10 protein-coding genes are annotated in these 16,401 nt (G+C 73.7%); 6 read left to right on the top strand and 4 right to left on the bottom strand.

Annotation, left to right across the window (positions count from 1 at the left end; genetic code table 11):
* Positions 1–358: 358 nt before the first annotated feature.
* Positions 359–895: a MarR family winged helix-turn-helix transcriptional regulator gene (locus tag IO30_RS0110660; RefSeq protein ID WP_031141624.1), complete on the bottom strand. Its 537-nt coding sequence runs from the start codon at positions 893–895 to the stop codon at positions 359–361.
* Between the two features lie 134 nt (positions 896–1,029).
* Here IO30_RS0110660 and IO30_RS0110655 point away from each other — a divergent pair, with 134 nt between their 5' ends.
* Entirely contained in the window at positions 1,030–2,319 is a 1,290-nt protein-coding gene (locus IO30_RS0110655) for an MFS transporter (RefSeq protein ID WP_031141623.1), read from the top strand.
* Between the two features lie 94 nt (positions 2,320–2,413).
* On the opposite strand, the gene IO30_RS0110650 is transcribed toward IO30_RS0110655, so the two are convergent.
* Positions 2,414–4,252, bottom strand: a complete 1,839-nt coding sequence (locus IO30_RS0110650; protein WP_031141621.1) for an ATP-binding SpoIIE family protein phosphatase — start codon at positions 4,250–4,252, stop codon at positions 2,414–2,416.
* A gap of 130 nt (positions 4,253–4,382) precedes the next feature.
* Positions 4,383–5,813, bottom strand: coding sequence for an NAD(P)/FAD-dependent oxidoreductase (locus IO30_RS0110645; protein WP_031141619.1), 1,431 nt, complete (start codon positions 5,811–5,813; stop codon positions 4,383–4,385).
* Positions 5,814–6,155: 342 nt separating this feature from the next.
* On the opposite strand from IO30_RS0110645, the gene IO30_RS0110640 reads away from it, so the two are divergent.
* Both IO30_RS0110640 and IO30_RS0110635 read left to right on the top strand, forming a co-directional pair.
* Positions 6,156–6,929, top strand: a complete 774-nt coding sequence (locus IO30_RS0110640) for a TetR/AcrR family transcriptional regulator (RefSeq protein ID WP_031141617.1) — start codon at positions 6,156–6,158, stop codon at positions 6,927–6,929.
* Positions 6,930–7,277: 348 nt separating this feature from the next.
* Positions 7,278–9,305: a sigma-70 family RNA polymerase sigma factor gene (locus IO30_RS0110635; protein WP_031141615.1), complete on the top strand. Its 2,028-nt coding sequence runs from the start codon at positions 7,278–7,280 to the stop codon at positions 9,303–9,305.
* Between the two features lie 287 nt (positions 9,306–9,592).
* Here IO30_RS0110635 and IO30_RS0110630 read toward each other — a convergent pair whose 3' ends face one another.
* Entirely contained in the window at positions 9,593–11,788 is a 2,196-nt protein-coding gene (locus IO30_RS0110630) for an asparagine synthase-related protein (RefSeq protein ID WP_237403437.1), read from the bottom strand.
* A gap of 630 nt (positions 11,789–12,418) precedes the next feature.
* Between IO30_RS0110630 and IO30_RS0110625 the strand changes: the two genes are divergently transcribed.
* The 3 genes from IO30_RS0110625 to trmB all read left to right on the top strand — a co-directional run bounded on the left by IO30_RS0110625 (position 12,419) and on the right by trmB (position 16,346).
* Positions 12,419–14,095, top strand: a complete 1,677-nt coding sequence (locus tag IO30_RS0110625) for an NsdA family TPR-like regulatory protein (protein WP_031141609.1) — start codon at positions 12,419–12,421, stop codon at positions 14,093–14,095.
* Positions 14,096–14,194: 99 nt separating this feature from the next.
* On the top strand, positions 14,195–15,418 hold the full coding sequence (lhgO, locus tag IO30_RS0110620) for an L-2-hydroxyglutarate oxidase (protein ID WP_202205113.1): 1,224 nt from the start codon (positions 14,195–14,197) through the stop codon (positions 15,416–15,418).
* Between the two features lie 115 nt (positions 15,419–15,533).
* Positions 15,534–16,346, top strand: a complete 813-nt coding sequence (trmB, locus tag IO30_RS0110615) for a tRNA (guanosine(46)-N7)-methyltransferase TrmB (protein ID WP_037893608.1) — start codon at positions 15,534–15,536, stop codon at positions 16,344–16,346.
* The last annotated feature ends 55 nt before the right edge of the window (positions 16,347–16,401 follow it).

Below are 16,401 nucleotides of genomic sequence, written 5' to 3'. Positions count from 1 at the left end.
CTGTTGAGTTCTCAAGGAACGGACGCTTCCTTTGTACTCACCCTCTCGGGCTTTCCTCCGGGCTTCGTTCTTCGTTTCCGACTCTATCAGACTCTTTCGGGCCTGACCCCCAGTCAGCGGGGTTTGTCTTCCGGGCTGTTGGGCCCTTCCGACTCCTGAACTCTAGCGGATTTCCGCGGCGACCGATAATCGGCCTTCGGAAATGAATTCGGGCATGCCGAATTCGATCCCGGTGGGAGATCGCGCTGAGTTTGGATGCCGCAACGAGGCGGCGGGATTCGTTGTCGTCAAAACCTTCCGGCTCTGGGACAACTCGAAGAACCTTACGGACCCGCGGCGTCCGTGTCAAACCCGCGGGTCAGCTCGGCGATTGGAGGTCTTCCACGCGCTCCAGGAGGCGGGCGAGCATGTCGCCGAGCACCCCCCGCTCCGCAGTGGAGAGGTCCTGGAGCAGGTCCTCCTCGAAGACCGTTGCGGCGCGCATCGCGTCGAGCCACTTGCTGCGGCCCTCATCGGTGAGCTCCACGATCACCCGCACCCGGTTGTTCTCGTCCCGCTCGCGGGTGACCAGGCCCTCCGCGGTCATGCGGTCGATCCGGTGGGTCATCGCCGCCGGCGTGAGGCCCAGCTGCTTCGCGAGCTCGCTCGGGCCCATCCGGTACGGAGCGCCGGAGAGGACGAGGGCCTTGAGGACCTCCCACTCCGCGTTGCTGATGCCCAGGGCCGCGGTCTGGCGTCCGTACGCGACGTTCATGCGGCGGTTCAGCCGGCTCAGCGCCGAGACCACCTTCTCGACCTGGGGGTCGAGGTCCTGGAACTCGCGCTGGTAGACGGCGATCTGCTCATCGAGGCTCGGCTCGTGGACGGGCGTAGTGCCGTCGGGGGTGTCACCCATGCGTCGAAGTATGGCACGAGACCCATTGGCATCTAACTCCTTCGATGTGTAGAGTTAAGGATCGAAGTTTAGGTGTGAAGTTCTGAAGTCTTCAGTCTTCGGCTCTCAAAGGCAGGTGAGAAGTGACCAAGGTGATGGGCGCTGCGATGCGGCGGATCCAGGCCGGGAACGCGCTGACCGCGTTCGGCATCGGTTTCACGGTTCCGTTCCTCTACATCTATGTGGCGCAGGTGCGAGGTCTGGGTTCCATGGCCGCCACGAGTGCATTCGTGGCCTTCGCCCTGGGCGCTCTTGTCGCGCTGCCCCTCACCGGACGGGTGATCGACCGACGCGGTCCGGTCCCCGTGGTCATCGGCGCGGCCGTCGCCGCCTCGGTGGGTGCGCTTTCCCTCGGGCTCTCCAGCGGTGTCGTGCCGATCCTGCTGTCCGCCCTGGCGCTCGGCGCCGGGCAGGCCGTCATGCAGCCGGCGCTCGCCACGATGATCGTGTGGTGCTCCACGCCGTCCACCCGGACCCGTGCCTTCGCCCTCCAGTTCTTCATGCAGAACCTGGGCCTGGGCATCGGCGGCCTCATCGGCGGCCAGATCGTCGACGAGACCCGGCCGGGCAGCTTCACCCTGCTGTTCAGCATCGAGGCCGTGATGTTCCTGGTGCTGGCGGGGGTCATCCTCACCGTGCGGATGCCGCACGCGCCGGTCATCAAGGACGCCGTGCCCAAGGGCTCCGCGCAGGCGGGCGGCGGCTGGAAGCGGCTGCTCCAGCACCAGGCCATGGTCAAGCTGCTGGTCCTCGGCTTCGTGATCTTCTTCGCCTGCTACGGGCAGTTCGAGTCGGGGCTCGCCGCCTTCGGCACCGAGGCCGCCGGGATCTCCCCGTCCACGCTGGGCTTCGCGCTGGCCGCCAACACCGGTGCGATCGTCGTCGCGCAGTTCGTGGTGCTGCGGCTCGTCGAGAAGCGCCGTCGCTCCCGGGTGATCGCGCTGGTCGGGCTGATCTGGACCGTGGCCTGGGTCATCGCCGGGTTCTCGGGGCTGGGGCACGGCAGCGCGACGATGGCCGCCGCAGCGTTCGTCACCACGTACGCACTGTTCGGCATCGGCGAGGCCATGCTGTCTCCGACGCTGGCGCCGCTGGTGGCCGATCTGGCTCCCGAGGGCTCGGTGGGCCAGTACAACTCCGCTTTCGCGCTGGTCAAGCAGATGGCGCTGGCGCTGGGGCCGCTCGGCGTGCCGCTGGGTGCGGGCGTTCCGATGCTCTACATCGGGATCTTCGTCGTGGTCTCCCTCGGCATCGCCTGGCTGGCTCTGCGGCTCGGCAAGCAGCTGAGCCCGGAGCAGGACAACCCGTCGCTGTCCCGGGTCGTGGCCCAGGGCGGTCCGGCTGTCGCGGCCAAGGCGGCGGTCGCGGAGCCCGCGCACGTGTGAGGCTCGTACCGCAGGCATGCGGAAGGCCCCGGTCCTTTTGGACCGGGGCCTTCCGCATGTCCGGACGTCCGGACGGCTGTGTCTGAGCGTCCTGCTACTTCTCCGGCTGTTTGTCCGGCAGGGCGAACTCGCACCAGACGGCCTTGCCGCCGCCCGGGGTGCGGCGCGTGCCCCAGGAGGAGGCGATGGTGGCGACGATCGAGATGCCCCGGCCGGTCTCGTCGGCAGGTTCGGCGCGGCGGCGGCGCGGAAGGTGGTCGTCGCCGTCGGTGACCTCGATGATCAGGCGGCGGTCGGTGCGGCGCAGGCGCAGCCGCATCGGCGGGGTGCCGTGCTGGAGGGAGTTCGCGACGAGTTCGCTCGCGGCCAGCACGCCGAGGTCGCACAGCTCGACCGGGAAGCGCCAGGAGGCGAGGACTCCCTGGGCGAAGGCGCGGGCGCGCGGGGCCGCCTCGATGCCGCCGAGGAGTTCCAGGGCGGCGTTGTGGAACAGCTCCGCGTCCTGCCCGGTGCGGGCCGGCTGCTGGAGGACCATCACGGCGACGTCGTCGTCGTGGTCGGCGTCCACGCCGAGGGCGCGCATCAGGCGGTCGCAGATGACCGCCGGGGTGCCCTGCGCGCAGGACAGCGCGCGTTCGAGGGCGGCGACGCCCTCGTCGATGTCCTCGCCGCGGCGTTCGACCAGGCCGTCGGTGTAGAGGACGGCGGTCGAGCCGGGGCCGAGCGCGATGGTGCCGGAGGTGTGCAGCCAGCCGCCGGTGCCGAGCGGCGGGCCGGTGGGGTCGGCGGCGCGGCGGACGGTGCCGTCCTCGTCCCGGACCAGGATGGGGAGGTGGCCGGCGGAGGCGTAGGCGAGCAGGCCCTCGTTGGGGTCGTGGACGGCGTAGACGCAGGTGGCGATCTGGCTGGCGTCGATCTCGGCGGCGAGCCCGTCGAGCAGCTGGAGCACCTCGTGCGGGGGCAGGTCGAGGCGGGCGTACGCGCGGACGGCGGTGCGCAGCTGGCCCATGACGGCGGCGGCGCGGACCCCGCGGCCCATGACGTCACCGATGACGAGCGCGGTGCGGCCGGCGCCGAGGGTGATGACGTCGTACCAGTCGCCTCCGACGGCGGCCTCGGTGCCGCCGGGCTGGTAGGTGGCGGCGACGCGGAGGTCGTCGGGCTGTTCGAGCTCCTGGGGGAGGAGGGAGCGCTGGAGGGTGACGGCGGCCTCGCGCTGGCGGCGTTCGCTGGCCCGGAGGCGTTCGGCGGCCTCGGCGTGGTCGGTGACGTCGGCGAGGTGGACCAGGACGCCGGTGGGGTGCGGGTCGGGGGTGCCCCCGGTGTCGGTCTTGGGGAACTCGACCGGGGTGCAGGTGACGGTGTAGGAGCTGGTGCCGCCGGGAGCGCTGCGGTTCTTGGCGGTACGGGGCTTGCCGCTGCGCTGGACCTGGTCGAGGAGGGGGAGGAGGCCGAGTTCGCCGAGCTCGGGGAGCGCCTCGTGGGCGGGGGCGCCGGTGGTGCGGGTGCCGAAGCCTGCGGTGTAGGCGTCGTTCACGTAGGCGACGCGGTGCTCGGGGCCGTGGACGAGGGCGACCAGGGCCGGGAGCCGGTCGAGGACCTCCCGTACGGGGAGCTCGTCGAGGGAGGGCACCGCGGCCGGGTCTTCCGGCCGCGCGGCCCGGGAGCTTCCGGTGCCGGTCGCGGCGGTGGTTCCGCTGCCGCTGCCGGATCCGCTCCCGCTCCCGCTCCCGGACGCGGACCCGGTGCCGGAGACCGTGGGGTCGGCGGGGCAGCCGTCCTCGGCCCGCTCGGTTCCGGGGTCGGCTCGGCCGCCGCGGGCTGCCGGGACGGAGCCTTCGCCCCGCTTGGCCTGGGCTGCGGCGTGTTCGGTCCGGGCGGCTGCGCGGCGCTGCGTTCCGGGAAACCGGGCGCTCCAGCGCGTGAAGTTCACTGCGTTCAAGCCTCGTGGTGTCGCAAGTGGTCGCTGTGTCGCTCGTGGTCGGTCACTGGACGATGTCACTCTGTGCAGGTGTGAGCCCACCTATGGTCACACGTCCAGTGTGGCCGACCGCACTGACAAATCAGCCCTGGCTGTCCTTCGGGGGGTCGGGGGCGGGGTGGGGTGGGTGGGCCTTGTGGCCGCCGCCTGCGGCCAGTTCGAACTCTGCCCTGGGGTGTTCGAGGGAGCCCAGGGAGACGATCTCACGCTTGAAGAGGCCGGAGAGGGTCCATTCGGCGAGGACGCGCATCTTGCGGTTGAAGGTGGGGATCCGGCTGAGGTGGTATGCGCGGTGCATGAACCAGGCCGGGTAGCCCTTGATCTTGCGGCCGTAGATGTGCGCGACGCCCTTGTGCAGGCCGAGGGAGGCGACGGAGCCCACGTACTTGTGGGCGTACTCCGTGAGCACCTCGCCGCGGAGGGAGGCGATGAGGTTGTCGGCGAGGACCTTGGCCTGGCGGACGGCGTGCTGGGCGTTGGGGGCGCATTCGAGGCCGGGGCCCGTGGTGCCTTCGGCGGCGGTGATGTCGGGGACGGCCGCCGCGTCGCCGGCCGCGAAGGCGTGCTCGACGCCCTCCACGGTGAGGAAGGCGGTGCAGGCGAGGCGTCCGCGTTCGTTCCTGGGGAGGTCGGAGGCGGCCAGGACCGGGTGCGGTTTGACGCCGGCGGTCCACACGACGGTGCGGGTGGGGAAGCGGGCGCCGTCGCTGAGCACGGCCACCCGGTTCTCGCAGGAGTCGAGGCGGGTCTCCAGGCGGACGTCGATGTTGCGGCGGCGCAGTTCGCGGACCGTGTAGACGCCCATCTCGGGGCCGACCTCGGGGAGGATCCGGTCGCTGGCCTCGACCAGCACCCACTTCATGTCCTCGGGCTTGATGTTGTGGTAATACCGCGCCGCGTAGCGGGCCATGTCCTCGAGTTCGGCGAGGGCTTCGACGCCTGCGTACCCGCCGCCCACGAAGACGAAGGTCAGGGCGGCGTCACGGAGGCCCGGATCGCGGGTGGAGGAGGCGATGTCCATCTGCTCGATGACGTGGTTGCGCAGGCCGATGGCCTCTTCCACGGTCTTGAATCCGATGGCGTAGTCGGCGAGTCCCGGGACGGGGAGGGTGCGCGAGACGGAGCCGGGCGCGAGGACGAGTTCGTCGTAGGCGAGCTCGACCGGGCCGGCGCCCTCGTCCTCGGAGGCGAGGGTGGTGAGGGTGACCGTCCGTTTGGCGTGGTCGATGTGGTGGGCCTGGCCGATGACGATGCGGCAGCCCTTGAGGACGCGGCGCAGCGGGACCACGACGTGGCGCGGGGAGATCGAGCCGGCGGCCGCTTCCGGGAGGAAGGGCTGGTAGGTCATGTAGGGCTCGGGGGTGAGCACCGTGACCTCTGCCTCGTCGGCTCTGAGCTTCCGCTGGAGCCGGATGGCCGTGTACATGCCGACGTAGCCGCCGCCGACGATGAGGATGCGCGTCCGGGGCGGGGTGCCGGGGGCCGTGCCCCGGGGGTTAGCAGCCTTCACCACCCCATGACGCAACGTGGCTGGGAGTTTGTCCACAGGCCCGACAAATTGTGTGACCGGAGATGGTGCTGGGACGGGGCTGTCGCGGGGCTTGAGGCGGAGTCGAAATCCGCAGGTCAGGCGGTACGGAGGAGGTGATTCCGCGAGCATTGGACGGAAAAGTGAGGGTGAATGCTCCGATCGGGCGGTGGTCCGTCCGGGGCTGCCTCTTCTGAATTGACTCTGGCTCAACTATGTTCGTAACTCGTCGAGGAGTAGGACCAGGGCCCACATGACCGTGGCCCCCCTCGATACGAAGGCGGGGAGTGTCTCCGGGGGGAGACAAATGATTACCGGGGGAAACATATGAACATTTCCGATTTCCATGGTTCTGCGACCGCACTCTCGGTCGAGAGCAACGGTCGTGTGGTCGCGGGCGGCGCCACGACGCACGGGGTGGGTCGCTCCACTCCGCTGCGCGTCGATGCCCAGCGCAATCTCGAGCACGTACTGCGAGCTGCACGTGAGGTATTCGGAGAGCTGGGCTACGGGGCGCCCATGGAGGACGTGGCACGCCGCGCACGCGTCGGTGTCGGCACCGTCTACCGCCGCTTCCCGAGCAAGGACGTACTGGTCAGGCGGATAGCGGAAGAGGAGACCGCCCGACTGACCGAGCAGGCCAGGACCGCGCTCGGCCAGGAGGAGGAGCCCTGGGAGGCGCTCTCGTGCTTCCTGCGCACCTCCGTCGCCTCGGGGGCCGGACGGCTGCTGCCGCCCCAGGTGCTCCGGGTCGGCTCGGCGAGCGAGGACGGTGCCGAGGAGGCCGGGGAGGTGCGGGTCCCGCACCAGCGCCAGGCCGTTGCGGCCGGGGCTCCCGAGCTGCGGGTCGTGGGTACGCGGGCTCCGCTGGAGGACGAGCCTTCGGAGGACTCCGGGGCGGGTGCGCTGCTCGAGGTCGTCGGCCGGCTCGTCGACCGTGCCCGGGAGGCGGGTGAACTGCGCGCCGACGTCACGGTGGCCGATGTGCTGCTGGTGATAGCGACGGCAGCGCCCGCGCTGCCGGACCCTGCCCAGCAGGCGGCGGCCTCGACCCGGCTGCTCGACATCCTGCTCGAAGGGCTGCGCTCCAGGACCGCGTGACGGGAGGCCCTTCCGGTCCGTGTGGAGTGCCTTCACGGGCCGGAGGGCCGAAAGGCCGGGTGTGGGGACGCTCAGGTGTGGGGGCGGTCGGGTGTGAGGACGTCTGACGTCTGACGTGTCCCTGGGCTGCGTGCCTGAACCGCTGGGCTCTCGGGCGGTCGGCTTCTCGAAGGGCCGGTCGCCCGGGGTCCGGTTTCTCGAACGGGTGAGGGACGGTGCGGTGTTGCCGCCGCGCAGTCGAAAGCTGCCCGGATGAGTGGATGGTGGAGAGAGCGCCTCGGCATGCGCCCGCTGTGTGACACGCTGGATCGGTGTACCGGTTGAGTGTGTCGTGCGGGGGCTTCCGCGATGGGCGTTGACGGGCGGGACGAGTCATTCGGTGGCGCCGGCGGCGAGGTCGAGGCGGGCAGCCTGCCCGCCCGGCAGGTCCCGGCGCAGCGCGAGCCCGGTGGGCGGCACGCCCGCTCCTCGGCACCTTCCGGCTCCGGGCCCCTCGCGGGCACCGGCGGCGATGTGCCGCCCTCCGATGCGGACTTGATCGCCCGGATGCGCGGTGGTGACGACGGCGCGTACGAGGAACTGTTCCGTCGCCATGCCGATTCCGTACGACGCTACGCGCGGACCTGCTGCCGGGACGGGCACACGGCCGACGACCTCACCGCGGAAGTCTTCGCACGGACCCTCCAGGCCGTACGCGGCGGGGCCGGTCCGGACCAGTCGGTGCGGGCCTACCTGCTGACCACGGTACGAAGGGTCGCGGCGGCCTGGGCGAAGACCGCCAAGCGGGAGCATCTCGTCGAGGACTTCGCGGTCTTCGCGGAGCAGGCGGCCACGGGCGCGGACAGCGGCGCGGGCATCTCCGGACTGTCGGGGGACGACACCCTCGAACTGGGCGCGGACGTCCGGGCGATGCGCGAGGCCGAGCAGTCGCTGGCCATGCAGGCGTTCCGGAGCCTGCCCGAGCGGTGGCAGGCCGTGCTGTGGCACACCACCGTCGAGGAGGCCTCGCCCAGTGCGATCGCCCCGCTCTTCGGGCTGAGCGCCAACGCAACTGCGGTCCTGGCCAGTCGGGCGCGGGAAGGGCTCAAGCAGGCGTATCTCCAGGCCCATGTGAGTTCCGCGCTCAGCGAGGGCGGGGACTGTGCCCGGTACGCGGACCGGCTCGGCGCCTATGCGCGGGGCGGGCTGCGGATGCGGGCGGAGCGGGGGCTGCGCAAGCACCTGGAGGAGTGCGTGAAGTGCCGGCTGGCCGCCGGCGAGCTCAAGGACGTGAACGCGGGGATTCCCGCGCTGCTTCCGGTCGCCGTCATCGGGTGGTTCGCCGCAGGGTACGCGGCCAAGGCGGCCGGGGTGGTGGCCGGCGGTGCCGTCGCCGCGGGCGGTGCCGGGGCGGCCGCGGCCGCAGCCGGCGGGTCGACCGCGGGAGCCGGGGCCGGGGTCGCCGGTGGAACCGCCGGAGCCGGGGCCGCCGGTGGCGCCTCGGGGGCCGGGGCCGCCGGTGGGGCGGGCGGGGCCGGGTCGGGGGCCGGCGGAGCCGTGGTCTCCGAGGGGCTCGGGCTGCCCGCCAAGGCCGCCATCGCCGCCGGCATCGCCGTGGCCGCAGCGGCCGGGGTGGTGTTCGCCCTGGCCGGGGACGATCCCGAGCCACAGGCCCAGGCGAAGCCCGCGCCCAGTGCGGCGGCGCCCGTGGTGCCCGTGGAACCCGCCCCGCCTGCGCCCGAGCCGAGTCCGCCCGGGGAGGAACCGCTGCCCGCGCAGGGCTCCGTAGCACCGCCGCGCAAGACGTCCCCGACGCCCTCGAAGCCCGCGTCCGCCGCTCCCCCGCCGTCCTCCTCACCCTCGGCGTCGCCCTCCCCCTCGCCGTCGCCGAGCCGAGAGAAGCCCTCGCCGACGCCGTCCCCGGCCGGGCCCTCGCCGAAGCCGAGTCCGCCCAGGCCGCCGGAGGGCTTCCAGCTGGCCCGGCTCGGACATTCGGTCTACGGGAACCACAGCGGCCCCGAAGTGCAGACGTGGCGCAGCAGCTGGGTGTGGCAGCGCTGGGGGCTGGAGGTCGGGGACCGGCGGTTCGAGCAGGGCATCACCGTGAACTCCCGTTCCTCGGTGGAGATCACCCTGAACCGGCAGTGCACCTCCTTCTCCGCGCGGGCCGGGGTGGACGGGCTGTCGCTGCTGACCGACGGCACCGTGCGGTTCTCCGTCTACGCGGACGGGGAGCGCCTGTGGCAGTCCGGGGCCCTCGGGTACCGGGACCCGGCCGTGGCGGTGCAGGTCCCGCTGTCCGGGCGCTCCAGCCTGCGGCTGGTGGTGGAGCGGGCCGGACAGGGCAGCCTGCCGACGCTGGCGAGCTGGGCGGACGCCGTGATCAGCTGCCGCTGAGCGGCGCGGCCGGGCCTGCCGGGGTGAGATCTGCCCCGGCCGCCCCCGAGCAGGAACGCGGCGGAGAGCCGTCCGGCGGTCTCGGCCAGGGCGGCCATGCGCGCTCTGCGCAGGCGCGGTGACGGCGGGCTGGTGCTCCGGCAGGACCGGAGGCATGGGGCCCCAGGGCCCAAGGGGTCGGGACATGGCTGGGCGGGCGGGCCCGAAGAAGAGACGCGGAGCCCGCGGCCCGGAGTCGGAGCACGCGGCCCGGAGTCAGGGGACGCGGCCCGGAGTTGCGGCCCGGGTCAGGACAGGGCTGGGCGGGGGGTGGGGACGCCTGTGGGGACGGCTCGGCGGCGGGCGTTCGTGGTGCCCGTCCAGCAGGTGCCGCGGCGGGCGAGCAGGCGGCCCAGCCACAGTTCCATCGAGACGAGTTCCGCGAGACCGTCGAGCGGGACCGGGCGGCCGTCCGCGGCGTCGAGCAGGGCCTGTTGGACGACGCGGGCATCGATCAGGCCTGCGTCCGCGAGCAGCGGGGAGGCGAACAGCGCCAGCAGCTCGGTCAGGGCGGAGCGCAGCCCCAGCCGGGTCGCGGTCTCGTTCGGGGTGTTGGCGGTGGCGCCCCAGCCCGGCGGGAGCTCCCGTACCCCGGCCGAGGACAGGACGCTGCGCAGGATCGCCGCCCGGGCCCCGGGCTGTACCCGCAGGGATTCGGGGAGGGCGCGGGCGGCCCGTACGACCTGGTTGTCCAGGAACGGGGCGTGCAGGCGCTGGCTGCGGACCTCCACGGCCTGTTCGAAGACCCGGTGGTCGGCGGCGTGCCGGGCGAGGACCGAGCGGGCGCGGGCCTCCCCGGGCCGCAGCGACAGCGGCGGCCGCCCCGCGGCGGCGGTCAGGCGGATCGATACTTCCGCCAGTGCCTCCCCCGTCAGCCAGCCCGCCGCCGGACCCGGCCGCGACCAGGTCAGGGCGGCCAGGGAGGCGTCCACCGGGCCGAAGGACCCTGCGGTGACGCCCCCTTCGCGCAGCCGGGCCGCAGCCGCCTCCATGCCCGCGCGGTACGTCGTACGGGCGAGGCGGCGGGCGGCGGAGTAGACGGTGAGCGGGACCAGCAGGGACTCCCCGGACGCCGAGGCCGACCGGGCCAGGGCCGCGACCGGGCGCAGCAGGTGGCGCCGGCGGCGGTCGAGGAGGAGGTCGGCCAGGCGGGCCGGGTGCGCGTCGAGGACCTGCCGGGCGCCGTGGCCGGTGAAGTGGTCGGCGGATCCGGCCGCCAGGCGGCGCCGCTCGCGGGCGGCGGAGACCAGGGAGGGGCCGGGTTCGTCGGTGAGGGGGCCGTCGAGGTCGGCGTACGGGAGGGCTTCCTCGGCCGCGGCCACCACGACGTGGTGCAGTCGCGGGTCGGCCGCGATGGCGCGGGCCCGTTCCAGTTCGGCCTCGCGGCCCTGCGGGGTGGCCAGGTCGTTGAAGGTGACCGCCAGCAGCCGGGCTCCGGCGGGGCTCAGCAGGGTGCCGGGGGCTCCGGGCAGTCCGGCGGCGAGCAGTGCCAGGGTCGCGGAGGCGCTGCCTCCGGAGAGGTCGGCGCCGACTCCGGGGGCCGGGGCGCCGCGGGCCGCGCGCCGGTCGGCGGGGCCCATTCCGGGGACGGGGCCGGGATCGTACGGCGCCACCGGGTCGGGAGCATGCCGCGGCGCCGTGAGCCGGGCGCGCACCGCGTCGACGAGTGCTTCGCGCACGCCCTCCACCGCCCGGTCGGCGTCCGCTTCGGGCGCGGCCACCGCGAGTGAGGCCACCGGCTCGTACCCGGTGATCTCGCGGGAGCCCTCGCGCAGGATCAGTGCGTGCCCGGGCGGGATCCTGCGGACCCCGGCGTACGGTGTGCCGTCGCCCAGTGCCTCGGGGCTGTCGGGGCAGGCCAGCAGGGCGGCGAGGTGGCCGATGTCGAGCTGCGCCTCGATGAGGTCGGCGAGCGGGAGGGCGGCGGTGGCGTAGGCGGTGCCGCTGGCCCAGGGGGTGTAGAAGACGGGCCGGGCGCCCGCGAGGTCGCCGACGACGGTGATCCGGCGGCCGGCCTGGACGACGGCGGTGTAGCTGCCGGACCACTGGGTGAGGTGGCGCAGGGCGCCGCCGCGGGCGGCGTAGAGGGCGCGGCGCAGTTCGGCGTCGGTGGCGCCGCAGCAGCCGAGGACGGCGAGCCGGGTGAAGGGGTCGGCCGGGTCGGCAGTGAGGGTGCGGATCTCGTCGGGCCGCCAGTCACCGACGGCCCAGAGCGGGTCGGGGTCGCCCCAGAGCAGCTGGGCGCCTACGGGGTGGACGGTGCGTTCGGCGTCCGCGCCGCCGGGGTCGTCCGGGTGGGCCGCGTCGGCGATGCCGCCGCGCAGGGGTCCGCCGGGGTCCCCGTGTCCGCCGGGGCCGAAGCCCTGGCCAGGGCCTTGGCCGGAGATCCGGCCGGCCGTGCCGAAGCTCGCGGCGATACTGCTCCAACCCACCAACCAGCGCACCGCCGCCTCCCCAGCCTGTGGGCACATGACCGGGGCACGGGCAGCACGGACGGCGCTGAGGGCGCGGCCGGCGGGACCCCGGGTGGCTCGGGACCATGCTGCCACGGGACAGGCGTACGAGAGGCGTTAAGGGGGGCGCACATGCAAACGAACACGCTGCGGCCACACAGTATTTGGCGTTCCGTTCCCACCGTCCCATAGGTCGCTTTCGGCCATTCTTCGGCCGTGCCGGGCGGCGGTGCGGGCCGCCGGCCGTCCGTGGGCGTGCGCGGTCCGGGAGGCGGGATGCGCCCCCCGGACCGTTCCGCCACCCGCGGGGATTGAGGCAGCGGCATCCCCCGGCCCACCCGATCCGCGCAGCGGGCCGACCCACGCACCGCACATCGAATCGCCGGGCCCCGCGACCGGCCAGAGCGCACGGGCGGGCGCACGGCCACACGGCCGGAGCACGCGATGACACGTGCGCCCCGGAGGCGGGCCCGGGCCGGACTGTGCAAACGGACAACAATCCCGCCATACGGAAGTCGGGGCCTTAACGCTTGGGAGGCGGGGAACTACGCTGGGTTTACGAAATGCCGGGCGCCTATGCCCCGGCGGCGTCTGCGTTCCGCGTGTGACGAGGGGTGGCGCATGTCCAGGGAGCTCCGCGAGCCCAATGAGAAGCTCGGCGCCGTCCTCGCCCTCGCGGGCATCAGCAACGCAGGACTGGCCCGTCGGGTCAACGACCTCGGCGCGCAGCGCGGTCTGACGCTGCGCTACGACAAGACTTCCGTGGCCCGTTGGGTGTCGAAGGGGATGGTGCCGCAGGGCGCGGCCCCTCATCTGATCGCGGCCGCGATCGGGGCGAAGCTGGGGCGGCCGGTGCCGCTGCACGAGATCGGCCTGGCGGACGCGGATCCGGCCCCCGAGGTCGGGCTGGCCTTCCCGCGGGACGTGGGGGCGGCGGTGCGTTCGGCCACCGACCTCTACCGGCTCGACCTCGCCGGCCGCCGTGGCGGTGGCGGGATCTGGCAGTCGCTCGCGGGTTCCTTCTCCGTGTCGGCGTACGCGACGCCCGCTTCGCGGTGGCTGATATCTCCCGCGGACGGCTCCGTGGCGCGGGAACCGGCGGGCCCCGCGCAGGGCGGCCCGGGCCAGGGCGCAGCGGCTCGGCCTCCCTCGAATCAGGCGGCGGCCGCCCCTACGACACCGGCCCAGACCGTTCCGGCCGCCGACGGGCCGGCGGCTGACATGCCGGCGCGCGAGGCGACGGCTCCGGGCCAGGGGCCCCCGGCCTCCCCGCAGGGCCGTACAGCAGGACCGGCAACCGGATCGGCGGGCGGCCTGACGGCTCCGCCGTCCACCGTTGTGCCCGCGCCGCCCGCTCCCGAAACGCCGCGCGACCACGGCCAGCGGGTGGGCCACAGCGATGTGACGAAGCTGCGCGAGGCCGCGGAGGACGCGCGCCGCTGGGACTCCAAGTACGGCGGCGGTGACTGGCGTTCGTCGATGGTGCCGGAGTGCCTGCGGGTGGATGCGGCGCCGCTGCTCCTCGGCTGCTACACGGACGAGGTGGGCCGTGCGCTGTTCGGCGCGACCGCCGAACTGACCCGGCTGGCCGGGTGGATGGCCTTCGACACCGGCCAGCAGGAAGCCGCCCAGCGGTACTACATCCAGGCGCTGCGCCTGGCCCGCGCCGCCGCCGACGTACCGCTCGGCGGGTACGTGCTGGCCTCGATGTCCCTCCAGGCGACCTACCGGGACTTCCCCGACGAGGGGGTGGATCTCGCGCAGGCGGCCGTCGAACGCAACCGGGGCCTGGCCACCGCCCGCACCATGAGCTTCTTCCGGCTGGTCGAGGCGCGGGCGCACGCGAAGGCGGGCGACTCGGTGGCCGCCGGGGCGGCGCTGCGGGCGGCGGAGGGGTGGCTGGAGCGGGCGCGCGAAGGCGATCCGGATCCGACCTGGCTGGGTTTCTACTCGTACGACCGTTTCGCGGCGGATGCGGCGGAATGCTACCGGGACCTCAAACTCCCCCGGCAGGTGCGGCGCTTCACCGAGCAGGCCCTGTCCCGCCCCACCGAGGAGTACGTGCGCTCGCACGGGCTGCGCCTGGTGGTGAGCGCGGTCGCGGAGCTGGAGTCGGGCAACCTGGACGCGGCGTGCGCGGCGGGCACCCGGGCGGTGGAGGTGGCGGGCCGGATCTCCTCGGCGCGCACGACGGAGTACGTACGGGACCTGCTGCACCGGCTGGAGCCGTACGGGGACGAGCCGCGCGTCGCGGAGCTGCGCGAGCGGGCCAGGCCGCTGCTGGTGGCACCCGCGTAGCGGCGGACGGCCCCGCATGGCCGCTTTGTCGGTGCCGGGGTGCAGTATGCAGGGGTGGGAGGTGTCGGCTTGGGCGGCGGCAGGGGCAGGCTGGGCGGCGTGGGACGTGTGGGCGGCATCGGCGCGGGCGCCGTGGACTGCGACGTACTGGTGATCGGCGGCGGGATCGTCGGTCTGTCGACGGCGCATGCCCTGTCGCGCCTCGCCCCGGGCACGCGGGTGGTCGTCCTGGAGAAGGAGGCCGGCCCGGCCCGGCACCAGACGGGCCGCAACAGCGGGGTGATCCACAGCGGGATCTACTACCGCCCCGGATCGCTGAAGGCGCGGTTCGCGGTGCGCGGCGCGGCGGAGATGGTGAAGTTCTGCGCGGAGCACGGGATCGCGCACGAGGTGACGGGCAAGCTGATCGTCGCCACGGAGCGCGAGGAGCTGCCGCGGCTGCACGCCCTGGTCCAGCGCGGACGGGAGAACGGCATCCCGGTGAGCGAGCTGGGCCCGGCCCAGATCGCCGCGTACGAGCCGCAGGTGCGCGGCCTGGCCGCCATCCACGTCGGCACCACCGGGATCGTGGACTACGGCCGGGTCAGCGCCCAGCTGGCGGAGTCCTCGGGCGCGGAGATCGTCTACGGCGGCGCGGTGGACCTGATCTCGCGGCGCCCCGACGCGGTGGCCGTGCGCACCACGTCCGGCCTGGTCGTCCGGGCCCGGGTGCTGGTGAACTGCGCGGGCCTGCAGTGCGACCGCATCGCCCGGCTGGCCGGTGACGACCCGGGCATGCGGATCATCCCCTTCCGCGGCGAGTACTACGACCTGGCCCGGCCCGAGCTGGTGCGCGGGCTGGTCTACCCGGTGCCCGACCCCGCGTTCCCCTTCCTCGGGGTGCACCTGACCCGGGGCATCGGCGGCGGGGTCCACGTGGGCCCCAACGCCGTGCCCGCCCTGGCCCGCGAGGGGTACGGCTGGTCCACGGTGCGCCCGCGCGACATCGGCTCCGAGCTGGCCTGGCCGGGCTCCTGGCGGATGGCCGCGCGGCACTGGCGGTACGGGGCGGGCGAGATCCACCGCTCCCTGTCGAAGCAGGCCTTCACCCAGGCCGTGCGCCGCCTCCTGCCGGCCGTCACGGCGGCGGACCTGCGTCCCGCCGCGGCCGGGGTCCGGGCCCAGGCCGTGCTGCGGGACGGCACCCTGGTGGACGACTTCCTGATCCGGGAGGCCCCGCGCACGGTCCACGTCCTGAACGCGCCGTCCCCGGCGGCCACGGCCTCGCTCCCCATCGGGCGCGAGATCGCCGCCCGGGCCCTGCGCACCCTCGGCTCGGCCTGACCGAGCCGCCGCGGCACGACGGCACGGGCGGAACAGGCACCACGACGGCACGGGCGGAACCGGCACCGCGGCACGGGCGGCCGCGCCGGACCCCCCGTCGTAGAATCTGGGCATTGTGTCTGAGTCCCGAAACCCCCAGCCGCCCAGCCTCCCGGATGCCGCGCCGGAGGCGCATTCGTACGTGCCGCCCAAGTGGCGCACCGAGCCCCGGTTCCCCGACGGGCCCTCGCCCGACCCGGCCGGGTCGCACCACGAGCGGCGGATCCGGAGCTTCCAGCCCCGGCGCAGCCGGGTCACCACCGGCCAGGGCGAGGCCCTGAAGCGCCTGTGGGGCACCTGGGGCCTGGACATCGACGGCCACGAGGTCATCGACCTCAAGGCGCTCTTCGACGGCCTCCCCGTCGTCCTGGAGATCGGCTTCGGCATGGGCGAGGCCACCGCCCAGATGGCCGCCGCCGACCCGGACACGGGCATCCTCGCCGCCGACGTGCACACCCCCGGCCAGGGCAACCTGCTCGCCCTCGCCGAGCGCGGCGGGATGACCAACGTCCGCGTGGCCAACGGTGACGCCATCATCCTGCTGCGCGAGATGCTGCCGCCGGACTCGCTGGCCGGGATCCGCGTGTACTTCCCGGACCCCTGGCCCAAGGCCCGCCACCACAAGCGCCGCCTGATCCAGCCCGAGTTCCTCACCCTGGCCGCCACCCGGCTGGCGCCCGGAGCCGTGCTGCACTGCGCGACCGACTGGGAGCCGTACGCCGAGCAGATGCTCGAAGTGCTCACCGCGCACCCGGACTTCGAGAACACACAGCCCGACGGCGGGTACGCGCCGCGTCCCGACTTCCGGCCGCTGACCCGCTTCGAGGGTCAGGGACTCGACAAGGGCCACGTCGTACACGACTTGCTCTTCCGTCGCGTACAGAACTGACAACGTCACCGCGCGTGTCAGAGCCGCTCGGTAGGGTCATGACGTGTTCCGAGCG

It is taken from the genome of Streptomyces xanthophaeus, assembly GCF_000725805.1.
Taxonomy (GTDB): Bacteria; Actinomycetota; Actinomycetes; order Streptomycetales; family Streptomycetaceae; genus Streptomyces; species Streptomyces xanthophaeus.
This window is presented reverse-complemented; position numbering and strand designations above follow the sequence as displayed.

Excerpts from the sequence above, each read along its gene's own strand:
- IO30_RS0110655 (WP_031141623.1), top strand. The coding sequence starts at position 1,030 with ATGGGCGCTGCGATGCGGCGGATCCAGGCCGGGAACGCGCTGACCGCG.
- IO30_RS0110625 (WP_031141609.1), top strand. The coding sequence starts at position 12,419 with ATGTCCAGGGAGCTCCGCGAGCCCAATGAGAAGCTCGGCGCCGTCCTC.
- IO30_RS0110635 (WP_031141615.1), top strand. The coding sequence starts at position 7,278 with ATGGGCGTTGACGGGCGGGACGAGTCATTCGGTGGCGCCGGCGGCGAG.
- IO30_RS0110640 (WP_031141617.1), top strand. The coding sequence starts at position 6,156 with ATGAACATTTCCGATTTCCATGGTTCTGCGACCGCACTCTCGGTCGAG.
- IO30_RS0110660 (WP_031141624.1), bottom strand. The coding sequence starts at position 895 with ATGGGTGACACCCCCGACGGCACTACGCCCGTCCACGAGCCGAGCCTC.